Annotated in this window: 22 protein-coding genes; 13 read left to right on the plus strand and 9 right to left on the minus strand. The window is 52.8% G+C overall.

Translation table 11 applies throughout. From position 1 onward, the window contains the following. Positions 1-17 precede the first annotated feature (17 nt). From ACTNE6_RS01375 to coaBC, 3 genes are read right to left on the minus strand one after another with little or no spacing between them, the layout of a single operon-like run. Positions 18-2,510 carry a phosphomannomutase/phosphoglucomutase gene (locus ACTNE6_RS01375; protein WP_442498356.1) on the minus strand — a complete coding sequence of 831 codons (2,493 nt, stop codon included), beginning with the start codon at positions 2,508-2,510 and terminating at the stop codon, positions 18-20. Positions 2,511-2,534: 24 nt separating this feature from the next. Then, positions 2,535-2,990: a dUTP diphosphatase gene (dut, locus tag ACTNE6_RS01380; RefSeq protein ID WP_442498357.1), complete on the minus strand. Its 456-nt coding sequence runs from the start codon at positions 2,988-2,990 to the stop codon at positions 2,535-2,537. Further along, entirely contained in the window at positions 2,971-4,167 is a 1,197-nt protein-coding gene (gene coaBC, locus ACTNE6_RS01385; protein ID WP_442499660.1) for a bifunctional phosphopantothenoylcysteine decarboxylase/phosphopantothenate--cysteine ligase CoaBC, read from the minus strand. Before coaBC ends, dut begins: the two co-directional genes overlap by 20 nt. A 94-nt stretch (positions 4,168-4,261) precedes the next feature. On the opposite strand from coaBC, the gene radC reads away from it, so the two are divergent. Beyond that, entirely contained in the window at positions 4,262-4,936 is a 675-nt protein-coding gene (gene radC, locus ACTNE6_RS01390; protein WP_442498358.1) for a RadC family protein, read from the plus strand. A gap of 3 nt (positions 4,937-4,939) precedes the next feature. Here the strand turns inward: radC and ACTNE6_RS01395 are convergent, their stop codons facing one another. Further along, positions 4,940-5,833, minus strand: coding sequence for a phosphoribosylaminoimidazolesuccinocarboxamide synthase (locus ACTNE6_RS01395; protein ID WP_442498359.1), 894 nt, complete (start codon positions 5,831-5,833; stop codon positions 4,940-4,942). Positions 5,834-5,907: 74 nt separating this feature from the next. Here ACTNE6_RS01395 and djlA point away from each other — a divergent pair, with 74 nt between their 5' ends. After that, positions 5,908-6,714 carry a co-chaperone DjlA gene (gene djlA / locus ACTNE6_RS01400; protein WP_442498360.1) on the plus strand — a complete coding sequence of 269 codons (807 nt, stop codon included), beginning with the start codon at positions 5,908-5,910 and terminating at the stop codon, positions 6,712-6,714. A 49-nt stretch (positions 6,715-6,763) separates the two neighbouring features. On the opposite strand, the gene ACTNE6_RS01405 is transcribed toward djlA, so the two are convergent. Continuing rightward, positions 6,764-7,897, minus strand: coding sequence for a PilT/PilU family type 4a pilus ATPase (locus tag ACTNE6_RS01405; protein ID WP_194969447.1), 1,134 nt, complete (start codon positions 7,895-7,897; stop codon positions 6,764-6,766). A gap of 9 nt (positions 7,898-7,906) precedes the next feature. Beyond that, the gene (locus tag ACTNE6_RS01410; RefSeq protein ID WP_194969448.1) at positions 7,907-8,944 is read right to left on the minus strand and encodes a type IV pilus twitching motility protein PilT; all 1,038 of its coding nucleotides are present in this window, start codon (positions 8,942-8,944) and stop codon (positions 7,907-7,909) included. 113 nt (positions 8,945-9,057) lie between these two features. On the opposite strand from ACTNE6_RS01410, the gene ACTNE6_RS01415 reads away from it, so the two are divergent. Next, positions 9,058-9,741: a YggS family pyridoxal phosphate-dependent enzyme gene (locus tag ACTNE6_RS01415; protein ID WP_442498361.1), complete on the plus strand. Its 684-nt coding sequence runs from the start codon at positions 9,058-9,060 to the stop codon at positions 9,739-9,741. 11 nt (positions 9,742-9,752) lie between these two features. Here ACTNE6_RS01415 and ACTNE6_RS01420 read toward each other — a convergent pair whose 3' ends face one another. Next, a complete protein-coding gene (locus ACTNE6_RS01420; RefSeq protein WP_442498362.1) occupies positions 9,753-10,415 on the minus strand; it encodes a hypothetical protein in 663 nt (220 codons plus the stop codon). Between the two features lie 355 nt (positions 10,416-10,770). Here ACTNE6_RS01420 and ACTNE6_RS01425 point away from each other — a divergent pair, with 355 nt between their 5' ends. From ACTNE6_RS01425 to ACTNE6_RS01440, 4 genes are read left to right on the plus strand one after another with little or no spacing between them, the layout of a single operon-like run. Continuing rightward, a complete protein-coding gene (locus ACTNE6_RS01425; RefSeq protein WP_442498363.1) occupies positions 10,771-11,367 on the plus strand; it encodes a TetR family transcriptional regulator C-terminal domain-containing protein in 597 nt (198 codons plus the stop codon). 59 nt (positions 11,368-11,426) lie between these two features. Further along, positions 11,427-11,705, plus strand: coding sequence for a DUF4242 domain-containing protein (locus ACTNE6_RS01430; RefSeq protein WP_442498364.1), 279 nt, complete (start codon positions 11,427-11,429; stop codon positions 11,703-11,705). Positions 11,706-11,713: 8 nt separating this feature from the next. Then, positions 11,714-13,057 (plus strand): selenium-binding protein SBP56-related protein, encoded by a 1,344-nt coding sequence (locus ACTNE6_RS01435; RefSeq protein ID WP_442498365.1) that lies wholly within the window; start codon positions 11,714-11,716, stop codon positions 13,055-13,057. Positions 13,058-13,116: 59 nt separating this feature from the next. Next, on the plus strand, positions 13,117-15,003 hold the full coding sequence (locus ACTNE6_RS01440; RefSeq protein WP_442498366.1) for a cytochrome c peroxidase: 1,887 nt from the start codon (positions 13,117-13,119) through the stop codon (positions 15,001-15,003). A gap of 31 nt (positions 15,004-15,034) precedes the next feature. Here the strand turns inward: ACTNE6_RS01440 and ACTNE6_RS01445 are convergent, their stop codons facing one another. Next, the gene (locus ACTNE6_RS01445; RefSeq protein ID WP_442498367.1) at positions 15,035-16,489 is read right to left on the minus strand and encodes a CHAD domain-containing protein; all 1,455 of its coding nucleotides are present in this window, start codon (positions 16,487-16,489) and stop codon (positions 15,035-15,037) included. Positions 16,490-16,670: 181 nt separating this feature from the next. Here ACTNE6_RS01445 and ACTNE6_RS01450 point away from each other — a divergent pair, with 181 nt between their 5' ends. The 6 genes from ACTNE6_RS01450 to phoU all read left to right on the plus strand — a co-directional run bounded on the left by ACTNE6_RS01450 (position 16,671) and on the right by phoU (position 23,968). Continuing rightward, a complete protein-coding gene (locus tag ACTNE6_RS01450) occupies positions 16,671-17,186 on the plus strand; it encodes a SixA phosphatase family protein (protein WP_442498368.1) in 516 nt (171 codons plus the stop codon). A 94-nt stretch (positions 17,187-17,280) separates the two neighbouring features. Continuing rightward, complete coding sequence (locus tag ACTNE6_RS01455) at positions 17,281-18,267, plus strand: PstS family phosphate ABC transporter substrate-binding protein (RefSeq protein ID WP_194969457.1); 987 nt, start codon at positions 17,281-17,283, stop codon at positions 18,265-18,267. Positions 18,268-18,507: 240 nt separating this feature from the next. Further along, a complete protein-coding gene (locus ACTNE6_RS01460) occupies positions 18,508-20,745 on the plus strand; it encodes an ABC transporter permease subunit (RefSeq protein WP_442498369.1) in 2,238 nt (745 codons plus the stop codon). Further along, a complete protein-coding gene (gene pstA, locus ACTNE6_RS01465; RefSeq protein WP_442498370.1) occupies positions 20,742-22,397 on the plus strand; it encodes a phosphate ABC transporter permease PstA in 1,656 nt (551 codons plus the stop codon). The genes ACTNE6_RS01460 and pstA overlap by 4 nt, the downstream gene beginning before the upstream one ends. 6 nt (positions 22,398-22,403) lie before the next feature. Next, complete coding sequence (pstB, locus tag ACTNE6_RS01470) at positions 22,404-23,237, plus strand: phosphate ABC transporter ATP-binding protein PstB (RefSeq protein ID WP_434485142.1); 834 nt, start codon at positions 22,404-22,406, stop codon at positions 23,235-23,237. A 14-nt stretch (positions 23,238-23,251) separates the two neighbouring features. Further along, on the plus strand, positions 23,252-23,968 hold the full coding sequence (gene phoU, locus ACTNE6_RS01475) for a phosphate signaling complex protein PhoU (RefSeq protein ID WP_442498371.1): 717 nt from the start codon (positions 23,252-23,254) through the stop codon (positions 23,966-23,968). A gap of 71 nt (positions 23,969-24,039) precedes the next feature. Here phoU and ACTNE6_RS01480 read toward each other — a convergent pair whose 3' ends face one another. Next, positions 24,040-24,882, minus strand: coding sequence for an outer membrane protein assembly factor BamD (locus ACTNE6_RS01480; protein WP_442498372.1), 843 nt, complete (start codon positions 24,880-24,882; stop codon positions 24,040-24,042). Positions 24,883-24,889: the final 7 nt, after the last annotated feature.

Here is a 24,889-nt window from a genome sequence, read left to right on the forward strand (position 1 = left end):
TTTTTGATTTTCCACTATTAAAAAGGTAACACAATATCCGGCTTGATTTTCTGCATGAGCTGTCTGAACTGCGCCTGAATATCACTCAGGGCGGATTTGCTGTCCGCCTCGAAGCGGACGACCAGCGACGGGGTCGTGTTGGAAGCCCGCACCAGTCCCCAGCCGTTGACGAAATCCACGCGCATGCCGTCGATATTGGTAATTTTGCCGCCGGTAAAGTTGGCCGCCGAGAACATACTTTCTATGAATTTGAAGTTTTCGCCTTCCGCCAGCTCGATATTCAGTTCCGGCGTATTGACGCTGTCCGGGAAATCGGCGAACACCTCGGCGCTGGTGCGTGTATCGGCCGACAGTATCTCTATCAGGCGCGCGGCCGAGTATAAGGCGTCATCGAAACCGAACCAGCGGTCATTGAAGAAAATATGGCCGCTCATTTCGCCGGCCAGCTTCGCGCCGGTTTCTTTTAGCTTTGCCTTCATCAGCGAATGGCCCGTTTTCCACATCACGGGCCTGCCGCCGGATTGTACGATCTGTGCCGGCAGATGCCGCGAGCATTTGACGTCATAAATAATTTCAGCGCCCGGGTTCGAGGCCAATACATCTTTGGCGTACAGCATCATTTGCCGGTCCGGCCAGATGATTTTGCCGTTTGAATCGATTACACCTAGCCGGTCTCCATCACCGTCGAAAGCAATGCCCAGGTCCGCCTGGTAATGCTTGACCGATGCGATCAGGTCGGCCAGATTGTCCGGTTTGCCGGGGTCCGGATGATGGTTAGGGAACGTGCCGTCGACATCGCAGAATAATTCGATGACTTCGCAGCCGATGGTTCTTAACAGTACGGGGCCTAACTCACCAGCGACGCCGTTGCCGCAGTCCAGCACTATCCGCATCGGCCTGGCTATGTGAATATCCTCGGCAACCGCGCCGATATATTCATTGGCGAGCAGGGTGTTTCGCTCTATCCTGCCTTCGCCGGTGGCGTAGGCCTGGCTCATGATGCACTGTTTAAGCTGCTGGATTCTGTCCTCGGCCAGCGTTTCGCCACTGATGACCATCTTCAGTCCATTATAATCGGCCGGGTTATGGCTGCCCGTGATCATGACGCCGCACTGGCCTTCGGTATGCTTGGCCACGTAATAAAGTGTGGGCGTAGGAACCATGCCGATATCCAGCACATTTTGGCCGGTGGCAAGAATGCCGTCAGCCAGCGCCTCGGTCAAGGAAGGGCTTGACGTCCGGCCGTCCCGTGCTACGACAATCGTTCTGCATCCGTGCTGCCGAGCTTCAGTCCCTAGCGCGCGGCCAATATCGTAAACCACTTTTTCAGTCAGCGTTTTGCCGACAATGCCGCGGATGTCGTAAGCCCTGAAAATGGCCGCCAGGGCGTCGGGCATCTCAGTTGGTTTCGGCAGGTCTTTCCCGATTGTTTTTGCCGCCACGGCAGCAGCCTGGGCAGGCTGCGCATCAGGCAGGTCTTCTTCAATGACCGACAAATGCAAACCGGAATTCACCGGTCCGCCTAGAACATCATCGAATTCGAATGCTTCATCTTGATCTATAGTGATAGCTTGATCATCATGACCTTCCATGACCCGTTTGTATTGTGCCAGTGTTGGGATAACGCCCTGCATTTGAGTTAAATAGACCGGATAATTGCCGAGAGATTTATGGGTAATCATGTCCTTGAAAGCTTTCAGCACAATGCTGATATCCTGATTCAGCAATTCCGATAACTTCCGGTAGCCGACAAAGAAGGCTAGCGCGGCAAACAGCGCGATAATGACGGTAAAGCCGGCTATCATCGACAATTCATGAACATCCGCGCCAGCCGGATAGCCATAATGAAGCTGCCAGTCCGCATGCGCGACGTTTATTTTCTCGTTGACATCGAGCTCGCCAGCGGCCTGATTGCCGGAAGTACCCAGTACCAGCGCAGCTTGCCTTAATTCCAGGTAGCTGCCTTTGGCTGGCATGGCTTGCAGGCTTTTATTGATAAAGTCGTAGCTCAGGCTGGCGAGAATAACCCCGACGGCCTGATCATTGCGCATGATCCTGCTCGTTATGGCCAAATGCCGATCGGGACCCAGATCGCCCTGTATGGCGACCGGCTGGTTTTTGGCAAAGGTTTCGCGCACCATATCCAGATCGGCATAGCCCATACGCGGCACGTTTTTTTCATCCAGTTCGCTGGCGCCGGGCAACAGCACCCGGATTTTCAAGGCATCGGGAACCTGTTTTTCCAGTTTTGCGGCCACTGCGCTCAACAGGGCAGGATCGGTGCTGGAAACGGCGGCCAGCACCTCCGGATCTTGAGCCATTTTATCGAGAATGCGTTGCCGGGCCGCAATCTGTTCGGATAGCGCCAAAGCCGCTCCTTGCGCCTGCGCGGCCGCGGCGCCCTGTTTTGCCTGTGCGACCTCCGATGCGGATATCCAATAAACGCCGGCGCCAACGCTCAAAATCATCAGGATAATTACTGCCGATAGCCACGCGAAGATGCGTTCCATTTTTTGATCTCTACTAAAAAGCGACTAATGACGGCCCGTATGGCCAAACCCGCCGGCGCCTCGGGCGCTTTCGTCAAATTCAACGACCTGTTCAAACGACACCTGGGCGACCGGCACAAAAACCATTTGCGCAATGCGCTCGCCGATGTTGATGGTGAAAGCCGTATCGCCGCGGTTCCAGCATGATACAAAAACCTGGCCCTGATAGTCGGAATCGATCAGCCCGACCAGATTGCCCAGCACGATGCCGTGTTTGTGTCCCAAGCCAGAGCGCGGCAATAAGACTGCCGCCAGTTGATGATCATCGATATGGATAGCCATACCGGTCGGAATCAGCACGGTTTCGCCGGGCTTCAATTCGAACGGTTCGTCTAGGCAGGCGCGTAAGTCCAGGCCGGCCGAGCCCGCCGTTGCATATTCCGGCAACGGGATTTCCTTGCCCAGGCGTTCATCCAGAATTTTAAGCTGTATTTTTTTCATCACATCTCTTCGCGATTAAGCTGATTAATTGTTCCGCTAACTGGGTTTTATCAGTCATGGCCAGGGTTTGCTGACCCGTTGCCCAGAAAACCTGCAAGGCGTTCTGTTCGCTGTCAAAGCCGCCCTGATCGCGGCCCACCCAGTTTGCTGCGATCATGTCGAGTTTCTTGGCCGTCAGCTTGCCGAGTGCATAGTTTTCAAGGTCATGGGTTTCGGCGGCGAAGCCTACCGTGAATGGACGTCTAGGCAGTTGCGCGACTTCGGCCAGAATGTCGCGGGTTTTTTGCAGCGTTATTATCGTCAGCTCGTCCTGTTTCTTGATTTTTTCAGGTTGCACTGTGGCGGGTGTGTAATCGGCGACGGCTGCCGCTCCGATATAAATATCGTGCGCCTCGGCTCTGGAAATGACAGCCTCGTACATTTGCGCCGCCGTTTCCACCTTGACCACGTCGGCATCGGTAGGTGGTGCCAAGGCGACCGGGCCGCTGACCAGTGTCACCTGGGCGCCGGCTTTGAGCGCCGCCCGGGCCAGCGCGTAGCCCATTTTGCCGGAGCTGCGGTTGGTGATGTAACGCACCGGGTCGAGCGGTTCGCGCGTGGGGCCTGCGCTGATCAGGATTTTCTTGCCATGCAAATGCTGATCTGTAGACTCGGTCCATAAACGTTCACAGATTTCAGCCGGTTCGGACATGCGGCCGAAGCCGGTTTCGCCGCAGGCCTGTTCGCCCTGGCCGGGGCCAATTATCGTGGCGCCATAGGTGATGAGTCTTTTGATGTTGTCCTGCGTGACGGGCTTGTGCCACATGGCCTGGTTCATGGCCGGTGCGATATAAATGGGACAGGTGGCGGCAAGGCAGAGCGTCGACAGCAAGTCGTCGGCCAGACCGTGGCTCAACTTGGCGATCGTATCCGCCGTTGCCGGGGCGATAACGATCTTGTCGGCCCAGCGCGCCAGATTGATATGGCCCATGGCATTTTCCGCTTCGGCGTCGAGCAGCTCGGTATGCACGGGATTGCCGGACAGCGCCTGAAACGTCAAAGGGCTAATAAACTGCATGGAGGAGCGCGTCATGACCACGCGCACATCAGCGCCTTTCTTACGCAGCAATCTGACCAGCTCAGCCGATTTATAAGCGGCAATGCCGCCGCAGACAGCCAATAAAATATGCGTGTTAATGAGGAAGCACCTGAAAAATTAATAAACGCATTATTATGGCAAGTCTGGAAAAATTCTTCTATGCTTAAATTCTCATCAGCATAAGGAGATACCTATGGCTATCAAGGACTGGCCTGCCGAAGAGCGGCCCCGGGAAAAACTGTTGCAGCGCGGTTCGGAAGCGTTAACCGATGCGGAACTGCTGGCCATTTTTTTGCGTACCGGCACGCCGGGCAAATCGGCCGTCGATCTGGCCCGGGAATTATTGACCGACTTCGGTTCGCTGCAGGCTCTGCTGGATGCCGACTTGTCGCGCTTCTGCCAGGCCAATGGCCTAGGCAGTGCAAAATACGCACAGCTTCAGGCTGTGCTGGAGATGGCTCGGCGTCATTTCAAGGAAATTCTGCAGCGCGGCAATGCATTGACCAGTCCGGATATTACCCGAGCCTATCTGAGCGCGCACCTGCGCGGCTACAGCTATGAGGTGTTCGCCTGCCTGTTCCTGGACAACCAGCATCGGGTCATAAAGCTCGACGAACTGTTCAGGGGCACCATAGACAGCGCCAGCGTTTATCCCAGGGAAGTGGCCAAGCAGGCGCTGCATCATAATGCCGCGGCAGTCATCTTCGCTCACAACCATCCATCCGGCATTTCCGAGCCCAGCCAGGCTGACAAACAGATTACCGAAAAACTCAAGCAGGCTTTAGCCTTGTTCGATATCCGCGTGCTGGATCATTTCATTATCGGGGACGGGCAGCCGTACTCGTTTGCCGAGCACGGGCTGCTGTAGGGATTAACCTTGCGTTAACCGAGCTTCCGCCTCGCGGTATTTGGCCGCGCAAAACTCGGCCACTTCGGCCGGCAGGGATGGGCCCGGCGCCGTTTTATCCCAGTCCAGCGTCTCGAGGTAATCGCGCACATATTGCTTGTCGAAGCTGGGCGGGCTGATGCCTACCTGATATTCATCGGCAGGCCAGAAGCGCGATGAATCGGGCGTCAAGGCTTCGTCAATCAGATGCAGGACGCCGTTCTCGTCGAGGCCGAATTCGAATTTGGTATCAGCGATAATGATGCCGCGTTCCTTGGCATAGGCGGCCGCTTCCGTATATAGCTGCAAGCTGGCGTCTCGCACTTTTTCAGCTATGCCCTGGCCCATCAGCTCCACGGCTTTTTCAAACGAAATGTTCTCGTCATGTTCATGGACGCCGGCTTTGGTCGATGGCGTAAAGATGGCTTCCGGCAATTGCTGGGCCTGCTTTAAGCCTTCCGGCAGCCGAATGCCGCAGACCGCGCCCGATTTCTGGTAATCCTTCCAGCCGGAGCCGATCAGATAGCCGCGCACGATGGCCTCGACCGGCAGCGGCTTCATCTTTTTCACGACCACCGCGCGGCCTTCGACTTGCGCGCGCTCGGCCGGATCGGCAATGACCTGTTCCAGCGGGATATCAGCCAGATGATTCGGCAGGATATGGCTCAATTTGGCAAACCAGAAATTGGAAACGCGCGTCAGGACGCGGCCTTTGCCGGGGATCGGATCGGGCAGGATCACATCGAATGCGGATAGCCGGTCTGTCGTTACGATCAGCATGTGCTTGTCATCAATGTCGTAGATATCGCGGACCTTGCCGCGCGCGCGCAGTTTTAAAGAAGACAGTGATGATTCGTAAAGGGCTGCCGGAGCATTCATAAGACCTCGCTAAACGTTCAAAAGGAAAATATGGTAATTTTATCATTGTTTTGTATTGAACAGGATTGATATAAATGGCTTGGTTAGGCAAATTTCTAGGCGGTGCGTTCGGATTCCTGTTCGGCGGGCCTTTGGGGGCGATCTTGGGCGCTTCCGTCGGCCATCAGTTTGATGAAGGTTTTGCCGATATCGGAAGCAGCGAACTGTTCGGCGACGGGGACCAGCAACGCGTGCAAATGGCGTTTTTTACCACGACTTTTTCGGTTATGGGCCATATAGCCAAGTCCGATGGCCGCATTACGCCGGAAGAAATAGCCTTGGCCAATCGGGTCATGGATCAGATGGGGATCTCAGGCGCCCTGCGCACGACTGCGATCAATCTGTTTCAGCAGGGCAAGCAGCCCGGTTTTCCGCTCGATGAGGTGCTGGCGCAATTTCGCAGGGAATGCCACTGGCGAACCGATCTTATACGCATATTTGTCGAAATCCAATTGCAGGCGGCTGTTGCCGATGGCGCGCTTAATGATTACGAAGAGCGGCTGCTCCTGCATATCTGTGCACAGCTGCGCGTTTCGCGTTTTGACTATGAGCGCATGAAAATACAGCTGCAGGTCCAGTACCGTTTCTACGGCCAGGGCCGGCAGCATCAAAAGGCCCGGCAGCAATCCAGCCTGCAGGACGCTTATGACGTGCTGGGTCTGACGCCGGCGGCCAGCGATGCCGAGGTTAAAAGAGCCTACCGACGTCTGATTAGCCAGCATCATCCCGATAAACTGGTCGCCAAAGGCCTGCCGGAAGAAATGATGACCATCGCCAAGGAAAAAACCCAGCAGATCAGAAAGGCTTACGAGACGATTCAGAAATCGGGCAGAAAGATCTGACAACGGCAAAGAGCAACCCGGCAGATTTCTCTCCACCAAAAACGCGGGCTTAAAAAATCGTGCCTTTGTCGTCATCGGTTTCCGTCAATACCATGCTGTTATCGTCAAACGTGCCGGAGCTGTCGGCCCCCAGCTTGATCATCAGGCGGACTTCGTTTCTGGAATCGGCCGAGTTGAGGGCATCGTCGTAGCTGATCTTGCCGGCGACATACAGGTCGTACAGCGCCTGGTCAAACGTCTGCATGCCTTGCTCGCGCGAGTCTTTCATGAGCTCCTTGAGCTTGTTAATCTCGCCTTTGCGGATGTAATCCTTGGCCAGCGGCGTGTTGATCAAGATCTCGACGGCCGGATAGCGGCCCTTGCCGTCCGCGCGCTTGATCAGCTGCTGGGCTACGACGCCGCGCAGGTTCAGCGACAAATCCATGAACAATTGATCGTGCATTTCTTCGGGAAAGAAATGCAGAATCCGGTCCAGCGCCTGGTTGGCGTTGTTGGCGTGCAGTGTGGACAGGCATAAATGCCCGGTTTCGGCGAAGGTGATCGCATTCTGCATGGTTTCGCGCGTTCTGATTTCGCCGATCAGGATGACATCGGGCGCCTGCCGCAGAGTATTTTTTAACGCGACTTCATAGGATTCGGTATCGACGCCGACTTCGCGCTGGGTGATGATGCAGCCCTGGTGCTGATGTTCGTACTCCATCGGGTCTTCGATCGTGATGATGTGACCGCTGCTGTTCTGGTTGCGGTATTTGATCAGTGACGCCAGCGAGGTGGACTTGCCGGTGCCGGTCGCGCCGACGAAAATGACTAGGCCGCGTTTTTCCATGATCAGGTCTTTTAATACGGGCGGCAAATGCAGGCTTTCGAAATCCGGAATGTCGTTTTCGATGCGCCGGAGCACCATGCCGGCCGCGTCGCGCTGCGTGAAGGCGCTGACCCTGAAACGTGCCAGCCCCGGCACGCTGATCGCGAACTGGCATTCCTTGGTGTTTTCAAACTCGTCCCTCTGTTTCTGATTCATGATGCTGAGGACGATTCTTAACGACAGCTCTTCCGTCAACGGCGATTTGGACACTTCCACGAGCGAGCCGTCGACTTTCATGGTCGGCGCCCGGCCAGCCGTAATAAACAAATCGGATGCTTTTTTCTGCACCATCAGTGCAAGTAGCGCTTTAAAATCCATGCTGACCTCTTAGCGGAACATATCTTTGTTGACGGCTTTGACCATCGCGGTCTTGGCTGTGATCAGGCCCTTGTCGACCAGTTCTTTCAGGTTCTGGTCGAGCGTCTGCATGCCGTCTTTCCGGCCCGTCTGGATGGCCGAATACATTTGCGCGACCTTGGCTTCGCGGATCAGGTTTCTGATCGCGGGCGTGCCGACCATGATTTCATGTGCGGCAATACGGCCGCCGCCGACTTTCTTGAGCAGGGTCTGTGAAATAACCGCCTGCAGCGATTCGGACAGCATCGAGCGGATCATGTCTTTTTCGGCGGCCGGAAAGACGTCGATAATACGGTCAATGGTTTTAGCGGCCGAGGAAGTGTGCAAGGTGCCGAATACCAGATGACCGGTTTCGGCTGCGGTCAAGGCCAGCCGGATCGTTTCCAGGTCACGCATCTCGCCGACCAGGATAACGTCCGGATCTTCACGCAAGGCCGAGCGCAACGCTTCGTTGAAGCCGTGCGTGTCGCGGTGAACTTCGCGCTGGTTGATCAGGCACTTCTGGCTTTCGTGCACGAATTCGATCGGGTCTTCAACGGTCAGGATATGCGCATAATCGTTGATGTTGATATGGTTGATCATGGCCGCCAGCGTCGTCGATTTGCCCGAGCCGGTGGGGCCCGTCACCAGAATCAGGCCGCGCGGTTTGCGCGTCAGTTCCTCAAAAAACTTGGGCGCCTTCAGCTCTTCGAGGCTCATGACTTTGGACGGAATCGTTCTGAAAACACCGGCCGCGCCGCGCTCCTGATTGAACGCGTTGACACGGAACCTGGCAATGCCGGGCAATTCGAAGGAAAAGTCGGTTTCCAGGAATTCTTCATAATCGCGGCGCTGCTTGTCGTTCATGATGTCATACATCAGCGCATGCACTTCCTTATGCTCCAGAGCGGGAATATTGATGCGGCGGATATCGCCATCGACCCGGATCATGGGCGGCAGGCCGGCCGACAGATGCAAATCCGACGCGTTGTTTTTAACTGAAAAGGCCAATAACTCGGCAATATCCATAATATCCTCTTGAAGCGTTTAAAAAATCATCTCTATACCATAGTTCAAGTCTTTGCTTTTTTGAAGGCGTATTGTTTAATAATCGGCAACGTAGCTTAAATATTGCACAGATTATGATAGCCGAGCGACTCATACAGATAAGGGACCAGATCAGCAAGGCTGAACAAGCCTACAACCGCAAACCGGGATCGGTTTTATTGCTGGCGGTCAGCAAGACCAAGCCGGCCGGCGATATTGCTAGCGCCTACAGGGCGGGCCAGCGCCATTTCGGGGAAAGTTATCTTCAGGAAGCGCTGAAGAAACAGCAGGAACTCGGCGCTTTTGACATTACCTGGCATTTTATTGGCCCCATCCAGTCCAATAAAACCAAACCCATAGCGGCGCATTTCGACTGGGTACATAGCGTCGACAAGTTGAAAATCGCACAGCGGTTGAGCGAGCAGCGTCCGGCCCATTTGCCGCCGCTCAATATTTGCCTGCAGGTCAACATCAGCGGCGAGGCCAGCAAGTCAGGACTCACCTTGGCCGAACTGCCGGAAATGTGCGAGCAAGTGGCGCAGTTGCCGCATTTAAAGTTGCGCGGCGTCATGGCCATTCCTGCGCCCGAGGAGAATTTCGAGCGGCAGCGCCAGCCCTATAAAGCGCTTTATCAGGCCGTGGCGGCACTCGGCAAGCCTGAGCTGGAGACATTCTCGTTCGGCATGACCGATGATCTGGAAGCGGCGATTGCGGAAGGGGCTACGATCGTCAGGATCGGTACGGCATTGTTCGGCGCCCGGGACTATGCTCAAGCATAGTCCCATCGGCTTTAGATAAGGCAGTTGTCCAGCAATGCCATCACTTCTTCGCAGTCAATGATCGATTTCGGGCTGGCCAGAATATAGTCCGCCAAAGCCATGATGGCCCGCCAGTTTTGCGCATGATGGACAAATGCGAAGGCTTTCATGAAAAGCTCGCCGATTTTCTTTTCGCGCAACGCTTTGTCCGCTATAAAGCATTCGAGATATTCGCCGGCCAGTTCCAGATCGGATGTGCCGCCGTAATAGCGCAGCGCATTCAGATTCACCAGATAGGCGTTAATGACTTCATCATCGCGCGAGGCGATGTATCGGGCTTCGGCCAGCGGCCCAATCAGCAGATTGACAATGTCGGCTTCGAAAGCCTGTTGATAGGCTTGTTTTTGCTCTATAGAGAAATCGTTTGTGGCTTCTTCAATCGAAGACGGCAGCATATGGATCAAGCGCCCTCCCTCAACTTTGGCCGTGCAATGGGTGTAAGATTCTGATGCGTGCCGGGGAAAATCAGGGGCCGGTTTTTTAATGACAATCTGAAAAAAAACCGGCGGCAGCGATTTTTGCCGGTTGCCTAAATGAATCGCCACGGCGTGCCCCGCTTCATGGATGGCGGTCTGCCGGATCAGTTCTTTGTAATTGACTTGCTCAATCGCGTGAGAGACTTCACTGCGTTTCATAACAACCTCCATTTATTAAAAAAATGCGGACGATCCAGGCTGCCCGCATTATCGTGAGGAAGGATAAGTAACTCTACTGTTGAGTACAGGTAAGAGTCAGGAAAAGTCTAACGACTTGAATCGGCCTTGTCGTGTGTCAAATTGCCGCGCGACAATATGCCGCTCAGTTTGGCATGGAATCTGCTGTAATTATTAGTTTTGCCCGGCGCCAAGTCATTGATAATAGGGGCTTGCGCCGATTGTCTTGACACACTTCCGCTTTTTTATGCGGCATATTACGCAGGCAAATGGGGCATATCGCCCATTAGAAAAAATATATTTTGACGATTGAGACAACCGGTCGTATTATTGCGCCATGACAAAAATCACGCAAAAACAGATCAATCGGGAAAACCTGCTCAGCCAGGGCGTCGCGTTGCTGATGGAGCAGGGTTACCACGGCACCGGATTGAAAGAAATCCTTGACGCCGTGCAGATCCCCAAAGGGTCTTTTTATAATTATTTCGGCAGCAAGGAAGCGTTCGGCGCGGCTGTCATTCAGCATTATATCAATCCGTTCATCGAGCAGTTAAGCGCGCATCTGGACAACCCGAACACGGATGCCCTGACTGCGCTGCGGCGTTATTTCGATGGACTGATCGGCGAACTCGAAAAAGCCGAATTCAAAGGCGGCTGCCTGCTCGGCAACCTGATGGGGGAAATCGGCGATACCAGCGAAATCTGCCGGGCCTCTCTACAGAGTGCAGTCGGGCGCTACCAGAATTTATTGCAATCAGGGTTGGAACAAGCGCAGCGGCAAGGCACGGTCAGAACCGATAAATCGGCCGCCGACATGGCCGATTTACTGGTCAATGCCTGGCAGGGCGCGCTGTTGAGAATGAAGATCGAGAAATCTTCGGCACCGCTGAAGCAATGTTGTCAGGAGCTATTGGGCGATTTTTTCAAAGCCTGATTTTTTTGTAACCAAAATAGAGACGACCAGTCATCTATATCAATGCTAGGAGAACTTATATGCCAAAATATGTTATCGAACGGAACATCCCCGGCGCCGGCTCATTAACCCCCCAGGAACTGCAGGGCATTTCGCAAAAATCTTGCGGCGTGCTGCGCGAAATGGGGCCGCAAATCCAATGGCTTGAAAGCTATGTGACCGATGACAAAGTCTATTGCGTTTATATCGCGCCTGATGAGGCAACGCTGAGAGCCCATGCCGAGAAAGGCGGATTCCCTGCCGATCGCATTTCTCAGGTTAAAACCGTGATCGACCCGACAACGGCCGAGAGCCAATAGGAGTAATTATGAAATCGAACAAACAGCGGCTGAACCGCTTCATGACAGCGTGCGCCTTTACCGCGTCCACGCTCGGTTTGGCCGGCATAACCGCCGCGCAGGCCGACGAGACCTGCCAATCGCCCTACATGGTCAAGATTACCGGCCAGGAGGATGTGGTTTATGTCTGGACCTTGGGCATGGAAGGCGTGGGCGATGAGCAGGACAAGATGGTGACCGTCGATGTCAATCCAAAGTCGAAAACTTACGGCAAAATCATCCACAGCGTGTCCGTGGGCGGGCGCAATGAGGCGCATCATTCCGACTTCACCGACGATCGGCGCTTCCTATGGGCCGGCTCTCTCGACACCAATAAAATCTTTGTCTTCGATGTGCACACTGATCCGGCCAAGCCCAAACTGGTCAAGACCATCACCGATTTCGTCGCCAAAAGCGGCGGCGTGGTCGGCCCGCACTCGACCTATGCATTGCCGGGCCGCATGATCATCACGGGCCTTTCCAACAATAAGGACCACGGCGGCCGCACCGCACTGGTAGAATATACCAATGACGGTGACTATGTGGCGACCTACTGGCTGCCGACCGATAGCAACCTGCAAGGCGCCATCAAAACCGGCAAGTATGCCGACGGTTACAACTATGATGTGCGCGCACTGCCTCGCCGCAACCTGATGCTGACAACCTCGTTTACGGGCTGGTCGAATTACATGATGGATTTCGGTAAGATGCTCGGCGACAAGGAAGCCATGAAGCGTTTCGGCAACACGATGGTGCAGTGGGATTTGCACGCGCGGAAGCCGAAAAAAGTCTTCGATGTGCCGGGCGCGCCGCTGGAAATCCGCTGTGCCTGGGAGCCAACCCACAACTACTGCTTCAGCACGACTGCACTGACTTCAAAGATCTGGCTGATTCATGAAGACAAAGCCGGCGAATGGCAGGCTAAAGAGGTCGCCGACATCGGTGAGCCGTCCAAAGTGCCGCTGCCGGTGGACATTTCGATCTCCAGCGATGACAAGCGGCTCTGGGTCAATACTTTCATGGACGGCAAAACCCGTCTGTTTGACATAAGCGACCCGTTCAAGCCGAAACAGGTTTATGAGAAGAAAATTGGCGCCCAGGTCAACATGGTGTCTTCAAGCTGGGACGGCAAACGTCTGTATTACACCTCCTCGCTGCTGGCCAACTGGGACAAAAAAGGCGCCGATAACGAGCAGTTCTTCAAAGCCTACCACTGGGACGGCAAGGAGTTGAAAGAGCAATTCGCGATCGATTTCATCAAGGAAAAACTGGGCCGCGCCCACCAGATGAAGTTCGGCGCTTATTCGCTTTACAAAAACGCATCATCCAAGTGATCCATGACAGGGGCGGCTTCGGCCGCCCTTTTTCCAGTTTTACCGGAGTAAGTCTCTCCATGAACAGCGTCCTCTTGACTACAGCATTGCTCGCGATCAGTTTAATCACGGCTAACGGCTATGCCGACCCTAGCCCAGCCGCTTCGCTTTCCTCCGAACGCCTTGAATTTATCGCTCCGGAACCGGGCACTTATCACCTGCCGGCCTTGGGGACTGCCGCCGATGGCGCCGTGCTGAATACGGAAGGCAAAGAGGCAACGCTGCATGACTTGATGGGCGACAAAGTCGTCCTGCTGAGCTTTATTTATGCTACCTGCAGCGATGCCAACGGCTGTCCGCTGGCGACTTCAGTGTTGCACAAAATCAAGAATCGCCTGAAAAAAGAACCGGAACTGGCTAAACAATTGCGGCTGCTGACTTTAAGCTTCAATCCTGAGCATGACACGCCGGCCATGATGAAGCAGTATGGACAGGCCTTTCAGGAACCGGGCGTGGAATGGCGGTTCCTGACCACGCGCTCGGAGCGGCAATTGCTGCCGATACTGGACAGCTACAAGCAAACCCTGGAAAAAGTTTACGACGACCAGGGCCGCTTTACCGGCACGTTCTCGCATATCCTGCGCGTTTACCTGATCGATAAAGACAAACAATTGCGCAATATTTACAGCGTCTCGTTCCTGCAGCCGGAGGCTCTGATCAACGATATCAAGACTGTGCTGCTGGCCGGGAAAAAATCTGAAACCCAGGAGGCCAAAACCGATACCGCTGCACTGTATGCCGCCGGCGACAATAAAAGTCACTACGAACGCAGCGATTATGAAACGCACTCGATGGCTTTGGCCGACCGCACCGGCCAGTCGGCCGATCTGCTTAAAACGATCCGGCAGCCGCCGTTGGGCCTGCCTGCCGTGTCTGTGCCGGACAGCAATCCGCTGACTGCCGACAAAGTCAATCTGGGCCGCAAACTGTTCTATGACCGCCGCCTGTCGCTCAACAACACGTTTTCCTGCGCCATGTGCCACATCCCGGAACAGGGCTTCACCAGCAACGAGATGGCCACGGCCGTCGGCATCGAAGGCCGGACGGTAAGGCGCAATACGCCGACGATCTACAATGCCGCTTATGCGCAGAGACTGTTCCATGATGGCCGCGAAAACGCACTGGAGCAGCAGGTCTGGCTGCCGCTGCTGGCGCATAATGAAATGGGCAATCCCTCCATCGGCTATGTGCTCGACAAAGTAAAAAGCAGCGCCGGCTACAACGAACTGTTCAAGAAAATCTTCGGCAAGGGACCTGACATGGAAAGCTTGGGGATGGCGATCGCCAGTTATGAACGGACCTTGAATTCGGCCAATTCGGCTTTCGACCGCTGGTATTACGCCAAAGACCCGCAGGCGCTCGATGCTAAAGCGCAGCGCGGCTTCAAGCTTTTTACCGGCAAGGCCAATTGTTCAAGCTGTCATGTCGTCACTGCAGAATACGCCTTGTTCACGGATAATAGTTTGCATAATACCGGCATCGGCTATGCAGCCGCGATGGGCAAAACGGAAGACGCTCAACGCGTGCAGGTCGCTCCAGGCCTATATGTCGATGTGGCGGCACAGTTGATCGATTCAGTTTCCGGGATCAAGCCCAATGACTTGGGCCGGTATGAAATAACTCAAAATCCGGATGACCGCTGGAAATACAAGACTCCGTCCTTGCGCAATATCAGCCTGACTGCGCCGTATATGCACAACGGCTCTCTCGGGACGCTGCGGCAGGTCATCGAGTTCTATAACAAAGGCGGCATTGTTAATGAAAACCTGGACCCTTTGATCAAGCCGCTGAATTTGACGAGCCAGGACATGGATGATTTGGAGGCTTTTCTGAATACACTGACCGGCGATAATGTCCGGGAGCTGGTTTCGGATGCTTTTGCCGCGCCGGTCGGCGATGCGGAATAGGCTCGGTCAGGCATCATGATGATAAAGTCGCTTAAGCTTTAAGAGCGAGCAGCGAGTTAAACACGGAGTGACTTTCAGATTGGCTAAAAACGGTGAATTGCTTGATGAAATCATGGCGCGCCCGATGCCGGCGGGCGTCCAGTTCTTGAATCAATCGGTCCATCGCTGAAACCGTATTGGCCGGCATAGGGTTGGCCAGTATTTCCTCGCGGAATAGTTTTAATGCGTGCATCTGTACTTCACCGTCCTGAAATTCGCCCAACACGATCTGGAAGGCTTTCAGGGATTTAACAAGAGGCTTGATCTGGTCTTCAGGATAAAGAGATTGAAAAAACTCCAGCAAATAATGCAGCTTCTTACAGGTTTTTCTTACCTCATGCAGCGCTTCGGCCGGAGATTGTTCGGTGATGGCTTCGCCTTTCTGCATAAGCCGGCCATAAATCTTGCAGAGTCTGCGCTCGGCCAGCTCTTTAATGGGCAGCTTGGCATTGGGCTCCAACGGATTTCTTAACGCCGGTTCTTTCAGGTACTGCTCCCATTCGGATAATGTAAAAAGGTATTTTTCGGACTTCAGTTTCCTGACCAGTTCCTTATGTGCTTTTTCTTGTTTGGCCTGAATCAATTCATGCAAGGGACTTAGGTCCTCCTGTGTGGAAGCCGGCTGGCTCTCTTTGTAGCATTCAAAATCCAATAGAAAAACGTCCAGATCACGAGGCTGGCTGGTAATCTGTCCGAGCCAGGAGAAGAATTCGGCGTAATATGAATTGATAGGCTCAGGCAGTATGCCTTTGATTTGGTTGAGGCCGGTCCTGGTTTTACGCACCGCGATGCGAAAATCATGCAGAAATTCGCTGTCTGTATGGGCAATGGTTCCCTGTTCATTATCCTTGATGGTTTTCAGCAGGTGGCTGTAAATGAATTTGCCGGCAATATCGGCTCGCATGGCCGGGTCCAGGTTAATGGCCGGCCGCGAGGTGTAGGTTTTAGGCTTGATGCCTTGCAGTTTCAGGGCTGTCAGCAGCAGTGGTTCGTCTGAAAATTTCAGGTTAAGTTCTGCAGTTAATAATTCGCTGATTTCCGAGACTGCATGCTCATGACCATCGATTAGCTGCATTGAAGCGCGATTATTGTATAGATCATGCTCTTCAATAAAGAGATTGAGCATGGTTTCTCCGCGCTGATTGATTATGTTGAGCCGATGGCATTGATAATTGAGCTTGCAGACAGACAATAAGGCGCGCATCTCCAGCACCGGCTCGATCAGACTGCGTATCTCTCCCGGCCTGAATTGTCTGCTGAAAGCAGGAACGCTATCAAGCTCTTCCTTGGCAATGATTCGTCCTGTTTCAAGATGCCTTAATACCAGTGTGGATGAAGAGAGGGATTGATTAAGTTCGCAAGTGATGCTGTGAGCATAAAGCCGCCAGTCAAAGCTGTCGTAATAAGTCTTGAGCGTGTATTGTCGGCTAACCGGTTGCAAATCCACTTTGTCGCTTAATTGAGCAATAAATTTTTCCGTTGTTAAATTGATGGGAAATTCAAAATCTAGGAGCATATTTGCCAGGATAGTAATAGGTTCGGGGGCGTCTGATATAAACACTGTCAAGCCTATCAACAGAGTATTAACGTTTAATGACAGGCCGGCGTTCAACTACCAAAGGTTGGGTATGAATAGAGAATTATGGTTACTGCGGCACGCAAAATCGGATTGGCATGTTGATGCCGATGATTTCGAGCGACCGTTAAGCAGGAGAGGAAAACGCGCAGCCCGCCAGATGGGAATCTGGATGAAACAGCATCAGTTGCTGCCAGATTTCGTGGTCAGTTCGCCCGCATTAAGAGCCGCGGCAACGGCGGAGATAGTCTGTGCTGCATTAGGATTGCCGGCTCAGGTCATCCATCGCGACAAGCGCTTGTATGAGCAGGATCTGGATAGATTGAAAGACACGCTTGCCGAATGTCCGGTTCAGGCGGAGCGGGTTTTATTGATTGGCCATAACCCGGAGCTGGAAGCGCTGCTGATTGACTTGGCAGGCAAAGCAGCCGTGCCCGATAAAGATAAGTTATTACCGACAGCGGCTCTGGCAAGATTGATCATATCTAGTGACTGGAGTCGCCTGAACACAGGGTGCGCAGAACTATTGTCCATTACTTATGCCAGGAATTTACCCAAAGATCGTTAATTAGGTAATATTACAAAAAATGAGGGTTGTCATATTACTGTCATCTATTGCTTGCATAATAGTTTCAAGTTAGTTATTTCAGTAAAGGCAGGTTATGAAATTATTTTTCAATGTGAAACAGTTGGTTACAGCAATCGGGATGGCTTCCGTCTCATTAGCAAGCAGTCATGCGATGGCTGCACAGACTGTTGATGCGGCTATTCCCAGCTATCAAAAAGCCAGCGGCGTATCGGGTAATTTATCCAGCGTAGGTTCAGATTCATTGGCAAATCTGATGACGCTGTGGGCAGAAGAATTCAACCGCAACTATCCGAACGTCAACATCCAGATTCAAGCGGCCGGTTCTTCTACCGCACCTCCTGCCTTAACCGAAGGCACGGCCAATATCGGCCCCATGAGCCGTAAAATGAAAGATGACGAAATCGATGCGTTTGAAAGCAAATTCAATTACAAGCCTACTGCCGTGCCTGTAGCCATCGATGCCTTGGCGGTTTTCGTCAATAAAGACAATCCGATTAAAGGTCTGACGCTGCCTCAAGTCGATGCGATTTTTTCGGCGACACGCAAGTGTGGATACGACAAAGACATTACTACCTGGGGTGAAACAGGCATTACCGGGGCCTGGCAAGGCAAAAGCGTTCAGCTATACGGACGTAACTCAGTTTCCGGCACATACGGGTTTTTTAAGGAAGAAGCTTTATGCAAGGGCGACTTCAAAGATAACGTCAATGAACAGCCTGGCTCTGCCTCAGTGGTTCAGGCGGTGACGACATCAGTAAACGGTATCGGTTATTCCGGTATGGGTTATACGACATCAGGCGTCAGAGCAGTGCCGTTGGCAAAAGCGGCAGGCGAAGCTTTTGTTGATCCCACGCCTGAAAATACACTGGCTGGCAAGTATCCTTTAGCGCGTTACCTGTACGTTTACGTCAATAAAAAGCCTAACCAGCCATTGGCACCCTTAGAAAATGAGTTCCTTAAAATGGTATTATCGAAAGAAGGTCAGCAGGCTGTCATAAAAGACGGCTATATTCCACTGCCTGCCAAAGTGGTTGAAAAAGCATTGGCTTCCATTAAATAACAGTACAGATTATGGATTAGCTATGAAAGGACTTTGATTGTTGTGCAGGGATGCATAAACAAGGATGTTGAGCTGGATTAACGCTCTCTTCCCCTTCTCATGATAAACAGAGATTAATCCGGACAAAAGGCGGCTGAGATTTGTATGAATCTCGGCCTTTTTTCGTTTGTATTTCATTGTCCTAACAATTTACAAAATGTCGGCATGTCTGAAAGCAATTTAAATTACCAATCTGCGGGTATGAAAACCGATACCGGCAGGCATTATCATCAGTGGCGATTGATAAAAGACCAGTTGGCCCGTTATGGCGTCGTGATAGGCGGTCTGGGCATCATCGTTGCTATCGCACTGATTTTCTTCTTTCTGCTGTATTCGGTTTTTCCCTTGTTTATACCCGCAGCAGCGGAATCTGCTGCACATTACGACGTGCCCGAAAAAACACTGGGCCATACGCTGCTGCTGACGATGGATGAGCAAAATCAGATGGCCTCTCGTTTCACCGATAGCGGCCAGGTCGTGTTTTTTGAAGTCGCGACAGGCAAAACGGTGGACGTAAAATCGCTTCCGATACCGGCAGGCGCGCATATCAGCAGTTTTGCCCAAGGCAGTCCAGCCGAGGGCGAGGTCATTTATGGATTGTCCGATGGCCGCGCTATCGTTGCAAAATCTCAATACCAGGAATCTTATGCGGACGACAGACGGGTTATTACGCCATCCCTGAGTTATCCATTGGGCGAGGCGCCGCTGATGGTGGACGACACTGGCGCGGCTTTGGAAAAAGTTGCTGTTAAGACCAATGATACAACCACGATTGTAGCCAAAGCTGCGGATAAGGTCCGATTGGTCAGCTTTGAGAAAAAGGAGTCTTTATTTGATGAGGAAGCAGGACTAAATCGCACCGATGCCGTTCTGAACATGCCGGCAGCATTTAATCTCACGGATATCATCATCGACAGAGAACAGCGCAGCCTGTATCTGATCAGCAGTGATGGACGTTTGAGTTTTTTTGATATCAGCAATAAAAGCAGCCCGGCTATCCGTCAACAGCAGAATGTGGTGGCGGCGGGCGAGAAGATTGCCAGCATTGCATTTCTGAATGGCGATCTGTCGCTGCTGGTCGGCGATTCCAGCGGATTGGTATCGCAATGGAATTTGGGCAGAGACGATATGAGACAGCCGGCACTGCGGAAGATCAGATCGTTCAAGGTTTCTGAAAGCCCTGTCATTGGCATATACGCCGAGCAGCGCCGCAAAGGTTTTATGACATTGGACGCCAATGGTGTCGTTGGCATTTACCATTCAACTGCTGAAAGAGAGTTGGTTAAAAAGCCTATTGGTGACGCGGGCTCTATTGCCGCAACGCTATCGCCCAAAGCCAATGCATTCCTGGTGCAGTCCGGCGACAACACCCTGCATTTCTGGCATGTTGAAAATGAGCATCCTGAAGTCTCGATGAAGGTGCTTTGGCAGGAAGTCTGGTATGAAAGCTATCCAAAGCCCAGCTATATCTGGCAATCGTCTTCGGCAAGCAATGATTTTGAGCCTAAATACAGCCTGGTGCCTCTGGTATTCGGCACCTTGAAGGCGGCATTTTATTCGATGTTGTTTGCCGTTCCTTTGTCATTGATGGGCGCTATTTATACAGCCTACTTCATGACGCCGGCCATGCGCCGCTATGTAAAACCGAGCATTGAAATGATGGGCGCGTTGCCGACTGTTATTTTGGGCTTTCTGGCCGGCCTCTGGCTGGCGCCGTTTATAGAAGCGCATCTGGCGGGTTTGTTTGCATTGTTGATGATTGTGCCGCTGGCCGTGATGCTGTTTGCCTTTCTCTGGCAAAACCTACCCGAAGACCTGCGGCAAAAAGTGCCGGAAGGCTGGGATGCGGCATTGTTGATGCCGGTCATTTTATTAAGCGGCTGGTTTGCTTTTGCCGTCAGCGTGCCGCTGGAAGCCGCATTATTCAATGGCAGCCTGCGCGAATGGTTTAAAGCCGAGCTGGGTATTGGCTATGACCAGCGCAACGCGCTGGTGGTTGGCGTAGCGATGGGCTTTGCCGTGATCCCGACGATTTTTTCGATTGCCGAGGATGCCATTTTCAGTGTGCCGAAACATTTGACGGTCGGCTCGCTGGCATTGGGCGCTACGCCCTGGCAGACCATGACCAGGGTCGTGCTGTTGACGGCCAGTCCGGGGATTTTCTCGGCGATCATGATCGGTCTGGGACGCGCCGTCGGCGAAACCATGATTGTATTGATGGCGACAGGCAATACGCCGGTCATGGATTTAAGCATTTTCCAAGGCATGCGCACCTTATCGGCCAATATCGCCGTCGAAATGCCGGAATCGGAAGTTGATGGTACGCACTATCGGGTTCTGTTTTTAGCCGCACTGGTATTGTTTTTGTTCACCTTTATTGTTAACACGCTGGCCGAAGTCATCCGTCAGCGCCTACGCGAAAAATACAGTTCATTATGATCAAACAATGGTTTAAAAGCGGTTCGCCGTGGGTATGGCTCAATGCCGCGGCGGTCAGTATCTGTCTTATTTTTGTACTCGGCCTGCTGGGCCTCGTGACTGTAAAAGGGGCCGGGCATTTCTGGCCGTCCGATGTAGCGGAAATGGTTTACCAGGAAGAAGGCGGACAGTCCGAGACGGTGATTGGCGAGATCGTCGATACCAGTATCACCGGCGCCGCCATGGCAAAGGCGGCCGGCTATAAAATGGCCGATAACGAAGACACACTGGTGCAAGATCTGATCAAGACCGGCAATCGCGATGTGCTGGGCGCCGATTTCCGCTGGATTCAGGAACGCAATATCCAGAGCCGACAGTTTCCAGCCGATATCAGCGTTCTGGAGCGTCGGGAATGGGGCAATCTTTATGGTAATCTGGCCGCGGTTAAAGAAAGCGGCAACATTATTGCGACAGGCGATCAGGCTCTGCCGGTCGCGCGGGAAAGAATAGAGGCGGCTTCGGCTATTTTTGACGAGATAACGCGAATTGAGAAAAAAGAAATCGGCGCGGTCAACTATGGCCTGGAACGCTTAAGGCTGAAGCAGAAACGCCTGCAGATGGACGGCCAATGGAATCAGGAGGCGCAGCAGCAGATCGCGGCTGAAAAAGCCGAATATGAGGCCGGCTACAAGCGCTACCAGGATCAATTGGGCGAACTGTATCAGCAGATACGGCGTGATAGCCTGGTGGTAAAGACTTCAAACGGTAGCGAGCTTGAGGTGCCCTTGGCTAAAGTGGTCAGGTTATACCAGCCGAATGCCATGAGCGTAGGCGATAAAATCATTCACTATGGCAGCAAGCTGGCAGAGTTTTTAACGGACAGCCCGCGCGAAGCCAATACTGAAGGCGGTATTTTTCCGGCGATTTTCGGAACCATCATGATGGTGATCATCATGTCGATTATAGTAACGCCGTTCGGCGTGATTGCCGCCGTGTATTTGCGCGAATACGCCAGGCAGGGCTTTATGACACGGTTGATCAGGATCGCGGTAAATAACTTGGCCGGTGTGCCTTCGGTCGTTTATGGCGTATTCGGTTTGGGCTTTTTTGTCTATATCGTGGGCGGCAACATCGATCGGCTGTTTTATCCGGAAGCGGCGCCTGCGCCGGTTTTCGGCACGCCGGGACTGCTGTGGGCCTCAATCACGCTGGCCCTGCTGACCTTGCCGGTGGTCATCGTTTCTACTGAGGAAGGCTTGGCGCGTATCCCCAAGTCGATACGCGAAGGCAGTCTGGCGTTGGGTGCTACCAAACTGGAAACGTTGTGGCGCACGGTGCTGCCGATGGCGAGCCCGGCCATGATGACCGGCCTGATTCTGGCGGTCGCGCGGGCGGCCGGGGAAGTGGCGCCGCTGATGCTGGTCGGGGTCGTCAAGCTGGCGCCGTCATTGCCGTTGGACGGCAATTTCCCGTTTTTGCATTTGGACAGAAAATTTATGCATTTGGGGTTTCATATTTATGATGTCGGTTTTCAAAGCCCGAACGTAGAAGCGGCAAGACCTTTGGTTTACGCTACATCATTGCTGCTGGTCATAGTCATCGTCGGGCTTAATTTGGCGGCGGTTAAAATCAGAAATCACCTGCGCGAAAAATACCGAGCATTAGAAGGTTAACAAAGAATGGCAACAGAAAACGTACGAACTCACGCAATCGATATGGACTCCATTTTAAGGGGGCAGACAAAACCGCGGGGCCCGCAGGAAACCTGCATCAAAATAGAGGACTTGAAGCTGTTCTATGGCGAAAAGCAGGCCCTGCACGGCATCAACATGGAAATGCCCAAGAAAAAGGTCACGGCCTATATCGGCCCCAGCGGCTGCGGCAAATCAACGCTGCTGCGCTGCATCAACCGCATGAACGATCTGGTCGACAATGTCCGAATCGAAGGCAAAATCCTGCTCGATAATGAAGACATCTATAATAAATCGGTGAATGTGGCCGCTTTGCGCAGACGCGTGGGCATGGTGTTTCAAAAGCCCAACCCTTTTCCTAAGTCCATCTTTGAAAATGTCGCGTATGGGCTCAGGATTCAGGGCATCAACGACAAGCGCACCCTGGATGAAACGGTCGAGAACGCCTTGCGCGGTGCGGCCATCTGGGATGAGGTAAAAGACCGCCTGAATGACAATGCCTTGGGGTTGTCGGGCGGGCAGCAGCAACGGTTGGTCATCGCCAGAGCCATCGCCATTGAGCCGGAAGTGTTGTTGCTGGATGAGCCCGCATCGGCGCTGGACCCTATTTCAACCTTGAAAATTGAAGAGTTGATCAACGAGCTGAAGGAGACATACACCATTGTCATCGTGACGCACAACATGCAGCAGGCGGCGCGCGTTTCGGACTATACGGCCTTCATGTATATGGGCGAATTGATCGAGATGGGGCATACCAGCGAGTTATTTACCAATCCCAAAAAGAAACAGACAGAAGATTACATTACCGGACGGTATGGTTAAACCGGGAGATAACAATGGAAAAAAGCAAAATTGGGCAGCATATTTCGGGACAGTTCAACAAGGAACTGGAAGATATCCGCAATAATGTCTTGACGATGGGCGGGCTGGTTGAGCAGCAGATAGAGCAGGCCGTAGAAGCCTTCATGACCGGCGATATAGAAATGGCCGAGCTGGTTATCAAGCAGGATAATCAGGTTGACGCGCTGGAAATGCTCATTGACCAGGAGTGCATGCAGATTCTGGCGCTGAGGCAGCCGGCCGCGTTCGATCTGCGGTTGCTGATCACCGTCATTAAAACCATTAACGAGCTTGAAAGAGTCGGCGATATGGCCGAGCGCATTGCTGAAATGGCGATGCGTTTAACGGATACTGACACCAACAAGCATGATCAATATTATGAACTGCAACATATGGCCGTCCTGGTCCGGGACATGCTGCATGGAGCCTTGGACGCATTCGCCAGGATGAGCATAGAGGATGTGACGACCATTACCGGACGCGATGAAGATGTCGATCGTGAATACGGCAGCATCATCCGGCAACTGATCACGCGCATGATGGAGGACCCGAGAAATATCACGCGTACGCTGGATGTGCTGTGGACAGCCAGAGCGCTAGAGAGAATCGGCGATCATTCGGTCAACATCTGCGAAAACATCATCTACATGGTCAAAGGCGAGGATGTGCGCCATATGACCCAGGCCGAACTTGAGAAAAAGATCAAAGGCTAGATGCTGAAAAGGCGGGCATCTCAAGATATCCGCCTTTTCAGAAAAAAACCGGTTAATGTACCGGTTTAGCGTTACTCTTCCAGGCCGATAAAATCCCAGACTTTATTTAGTAAGGTAGCGCTCTTGTGTTCAGGCACAGGCGGGCCTTCTGGGAAGTTCAATTCATAAATTCTGGCCGCATCCGCGGCAAGATCCGGCATCTGAAGCTCTGTATAGGCTTCCTGCAAAATTTGCAGCGCATAGGGAACGGCAGGGGTGCGCTGATATTTCTCGACGACATGGTTCGCTCTGTTGACGGCGGCAATGTAAGCCTTGCGCTTCATGTAAAAGCGCGCAATGTGGACTTCATGCATGGCCAGGTTGTTGTTAAGCGCAATCATGCGCTGTTTGGCATCAGGCACGTATTTGCTTTCCGGAAATCTGCGCAACAGTTCGGCGAAATTATCATAAGCCTCACGCGCACTGCTGGTATCGCGCTGAGAGGTGTCGGTCGGCAGGTAGCGATCAATAAAGCCAATGCCGCGATTGTAATTGACCAATCCTTTTAAATAATAAGCATAATCAACGGCGGGGCTTCTTGGGTTGATTTTGATAAATCGGTCGGCAGCGGCGATTGCGGCTTCAGGGTCGTCATTTTTGAAATAAGCATAAGCCACATCCAATTGAGTTTGCGCCGCTTCTTCACCGAACGGATAACGCGCCTCCAGCGCTTCATAGAGTTTAATCGCTTTTTCGTAATTGCCGGAATCCGAGGCCGCTTTTGCTTCTTTGCGAAATTTATCGGCATTCCAGTCCGCGTATTCGTCTGTTGTATCGGAGGTGTCGCCGGTCGTGAGCTCTTTAAGCGTTTCGCACCCCCCAATCGACAGGCTTAAAAAGCAGATGAATAAAAATTTTATTAAAATTAATCGCATAGTGCTA

Source organism: Methylobacter sp. sgz302048, assembly GCF_052162025.1.
GTDB lineage: Bacteria > Pseudomonadota > Gammaproteobacteria > Methylococcales > Methylomonadaceae > Methylobacter.

Bases quoted from the DNA above. Each gene is read 5' to 3' on its own strand.
- ACTNE6_RS01405 (WP_194969447.1), bottom strand. From the start codon at position 7,897: ATGGATTTTAAAGCGCTACTTGCACTGATGGTGCAGAAAAAAGCATCC.
- dut (WP_442498357.1), bottom strand. From the start codon at position 2,990: ATGAAAAAAATACAGCTTAAAATTCTGGATGAACGCCTGGGCAAGGAA.
- ACTNE6_RS01430 (WP_442498364.1), top strand. From the start codon at position 11,427: ATGCCAAAATATGTTATCGAACGGAACATCCCCGGCGCCGGCTCATTA.
- ACTNE6_RS01425 (WP_442498363.1), top strand. From the start codon at position 10,771: ATGACAAAAATCACGCAAAAACAGATCAATCGGGAAAACCTGCTCAGC.
- ACTNE6_RS01450 (WP_442498368.1), top strand. From the start codon at position 16,671: ATGAATAGAGAATTATGGTTACTGCGGCACGCAAAATCGGATTGGCAT.
- ACTNE6_RS01420 (WP_442498362.1), bottom strand. From the start codon at position 10,415: ATGAAACGCAGTGAAGTCTCTCACGCGATTGAGCAAGTCAATTACAAA.
- pstA (WP_442498370.1), top strand. From the start codon at position 20,742: ATGATCAAACAATGGTTTAAAAGCGGTTCGCCGTGGGTATGGCTCAAT.
- ACTNE6_RS01375 (WP_442498356.1), bottom strand. From the start codon at position 2,510: ATGGAACGCATCTTCGCGTGGCTATCGGCAGTAATTATCCTGATGATT.
- ACTNE6_RS01410 (WP_194969448.1), bottom strand. From the start codon at position 8,944: ATGGATATTGCCGAGTTATTGGCCTTTTCAGTTAAAAACAACGCGTCG.
- ACTNE6_RS01480 (WP_442498372.1), bottom strand. From the start codon at position 24,882: ATGCGATTAATTTTAATAAAATTTTTATTCATCTGCTTTTTAAGCCTG.
- ACTNE6_RS01460 (WP_442498369.1), top strand. From the start codon at position 18,508: ATGAAAACCGATACCGGCAGGCATTATCATCAGTGGCGATTGATAAAA.
- radC (WP_442498358.1), top strand. From the start codon at position 4,262: ATGGCTATCAAGGACTGGCCTGCCGAAGAGCGGCCCCGGGAAAAACTG.
- ACTNE6_RS01435 (WP_442498365.1), top strand. From the start codon at position 11,714: ATGAAATCGAACAAACAGCGGCTGAACCGCTTCATGACAGCGTGCGCC.
- ACTNE6_RS01395 (WP_442498359.1), bottom strand. From the start codon at position 5,833: ATGAATGCTCCGGCAGCCCTTTACGAATCATCACTGTCTTCTTTAAAA.
- pstB (WP_434485142.1), top strand. From the start codon at position 22,404: ATGGCAACAGAAAACGTACGAACTCACGCAATCGATATGGACTCCATT.
- djlA (WP_442498360.1), top strand. From the start codon at position 5,908: ATGGCTTGGTTAGGCAAATTTCTAGGCGGTGCGTTCGGATTCCTGTTC.
- ACTNE6_RS01455 (WP_194969457.1), top strand. From the start codon at position 17,281: ATGAAATTATTTTTCAATGTGAAACAGTTGGTTACAGCAATCGGGATG.
- ACTNE6_RS01440 (WP_442498366.1), top strand. From the start codon at position 13,117: ATGAACAGCGTCCTCTTGACTACAGCATTGCTCGCGATCAGTTTAATC.
- phoU (WP_442498371.1), top strand. From the start codon at position 23,252: ATGGAAAAAAGCAAAATTGGGCAGCATATTTCGGGACAGTTCAACAAG.
- ACTNE6_RS01415 (WP_442498361.1), top strand. From the start codon at position 9,058: ATGATAGCCGAGCGACTCATACAGATAAGGGACCAGATCAGCAAGGCT.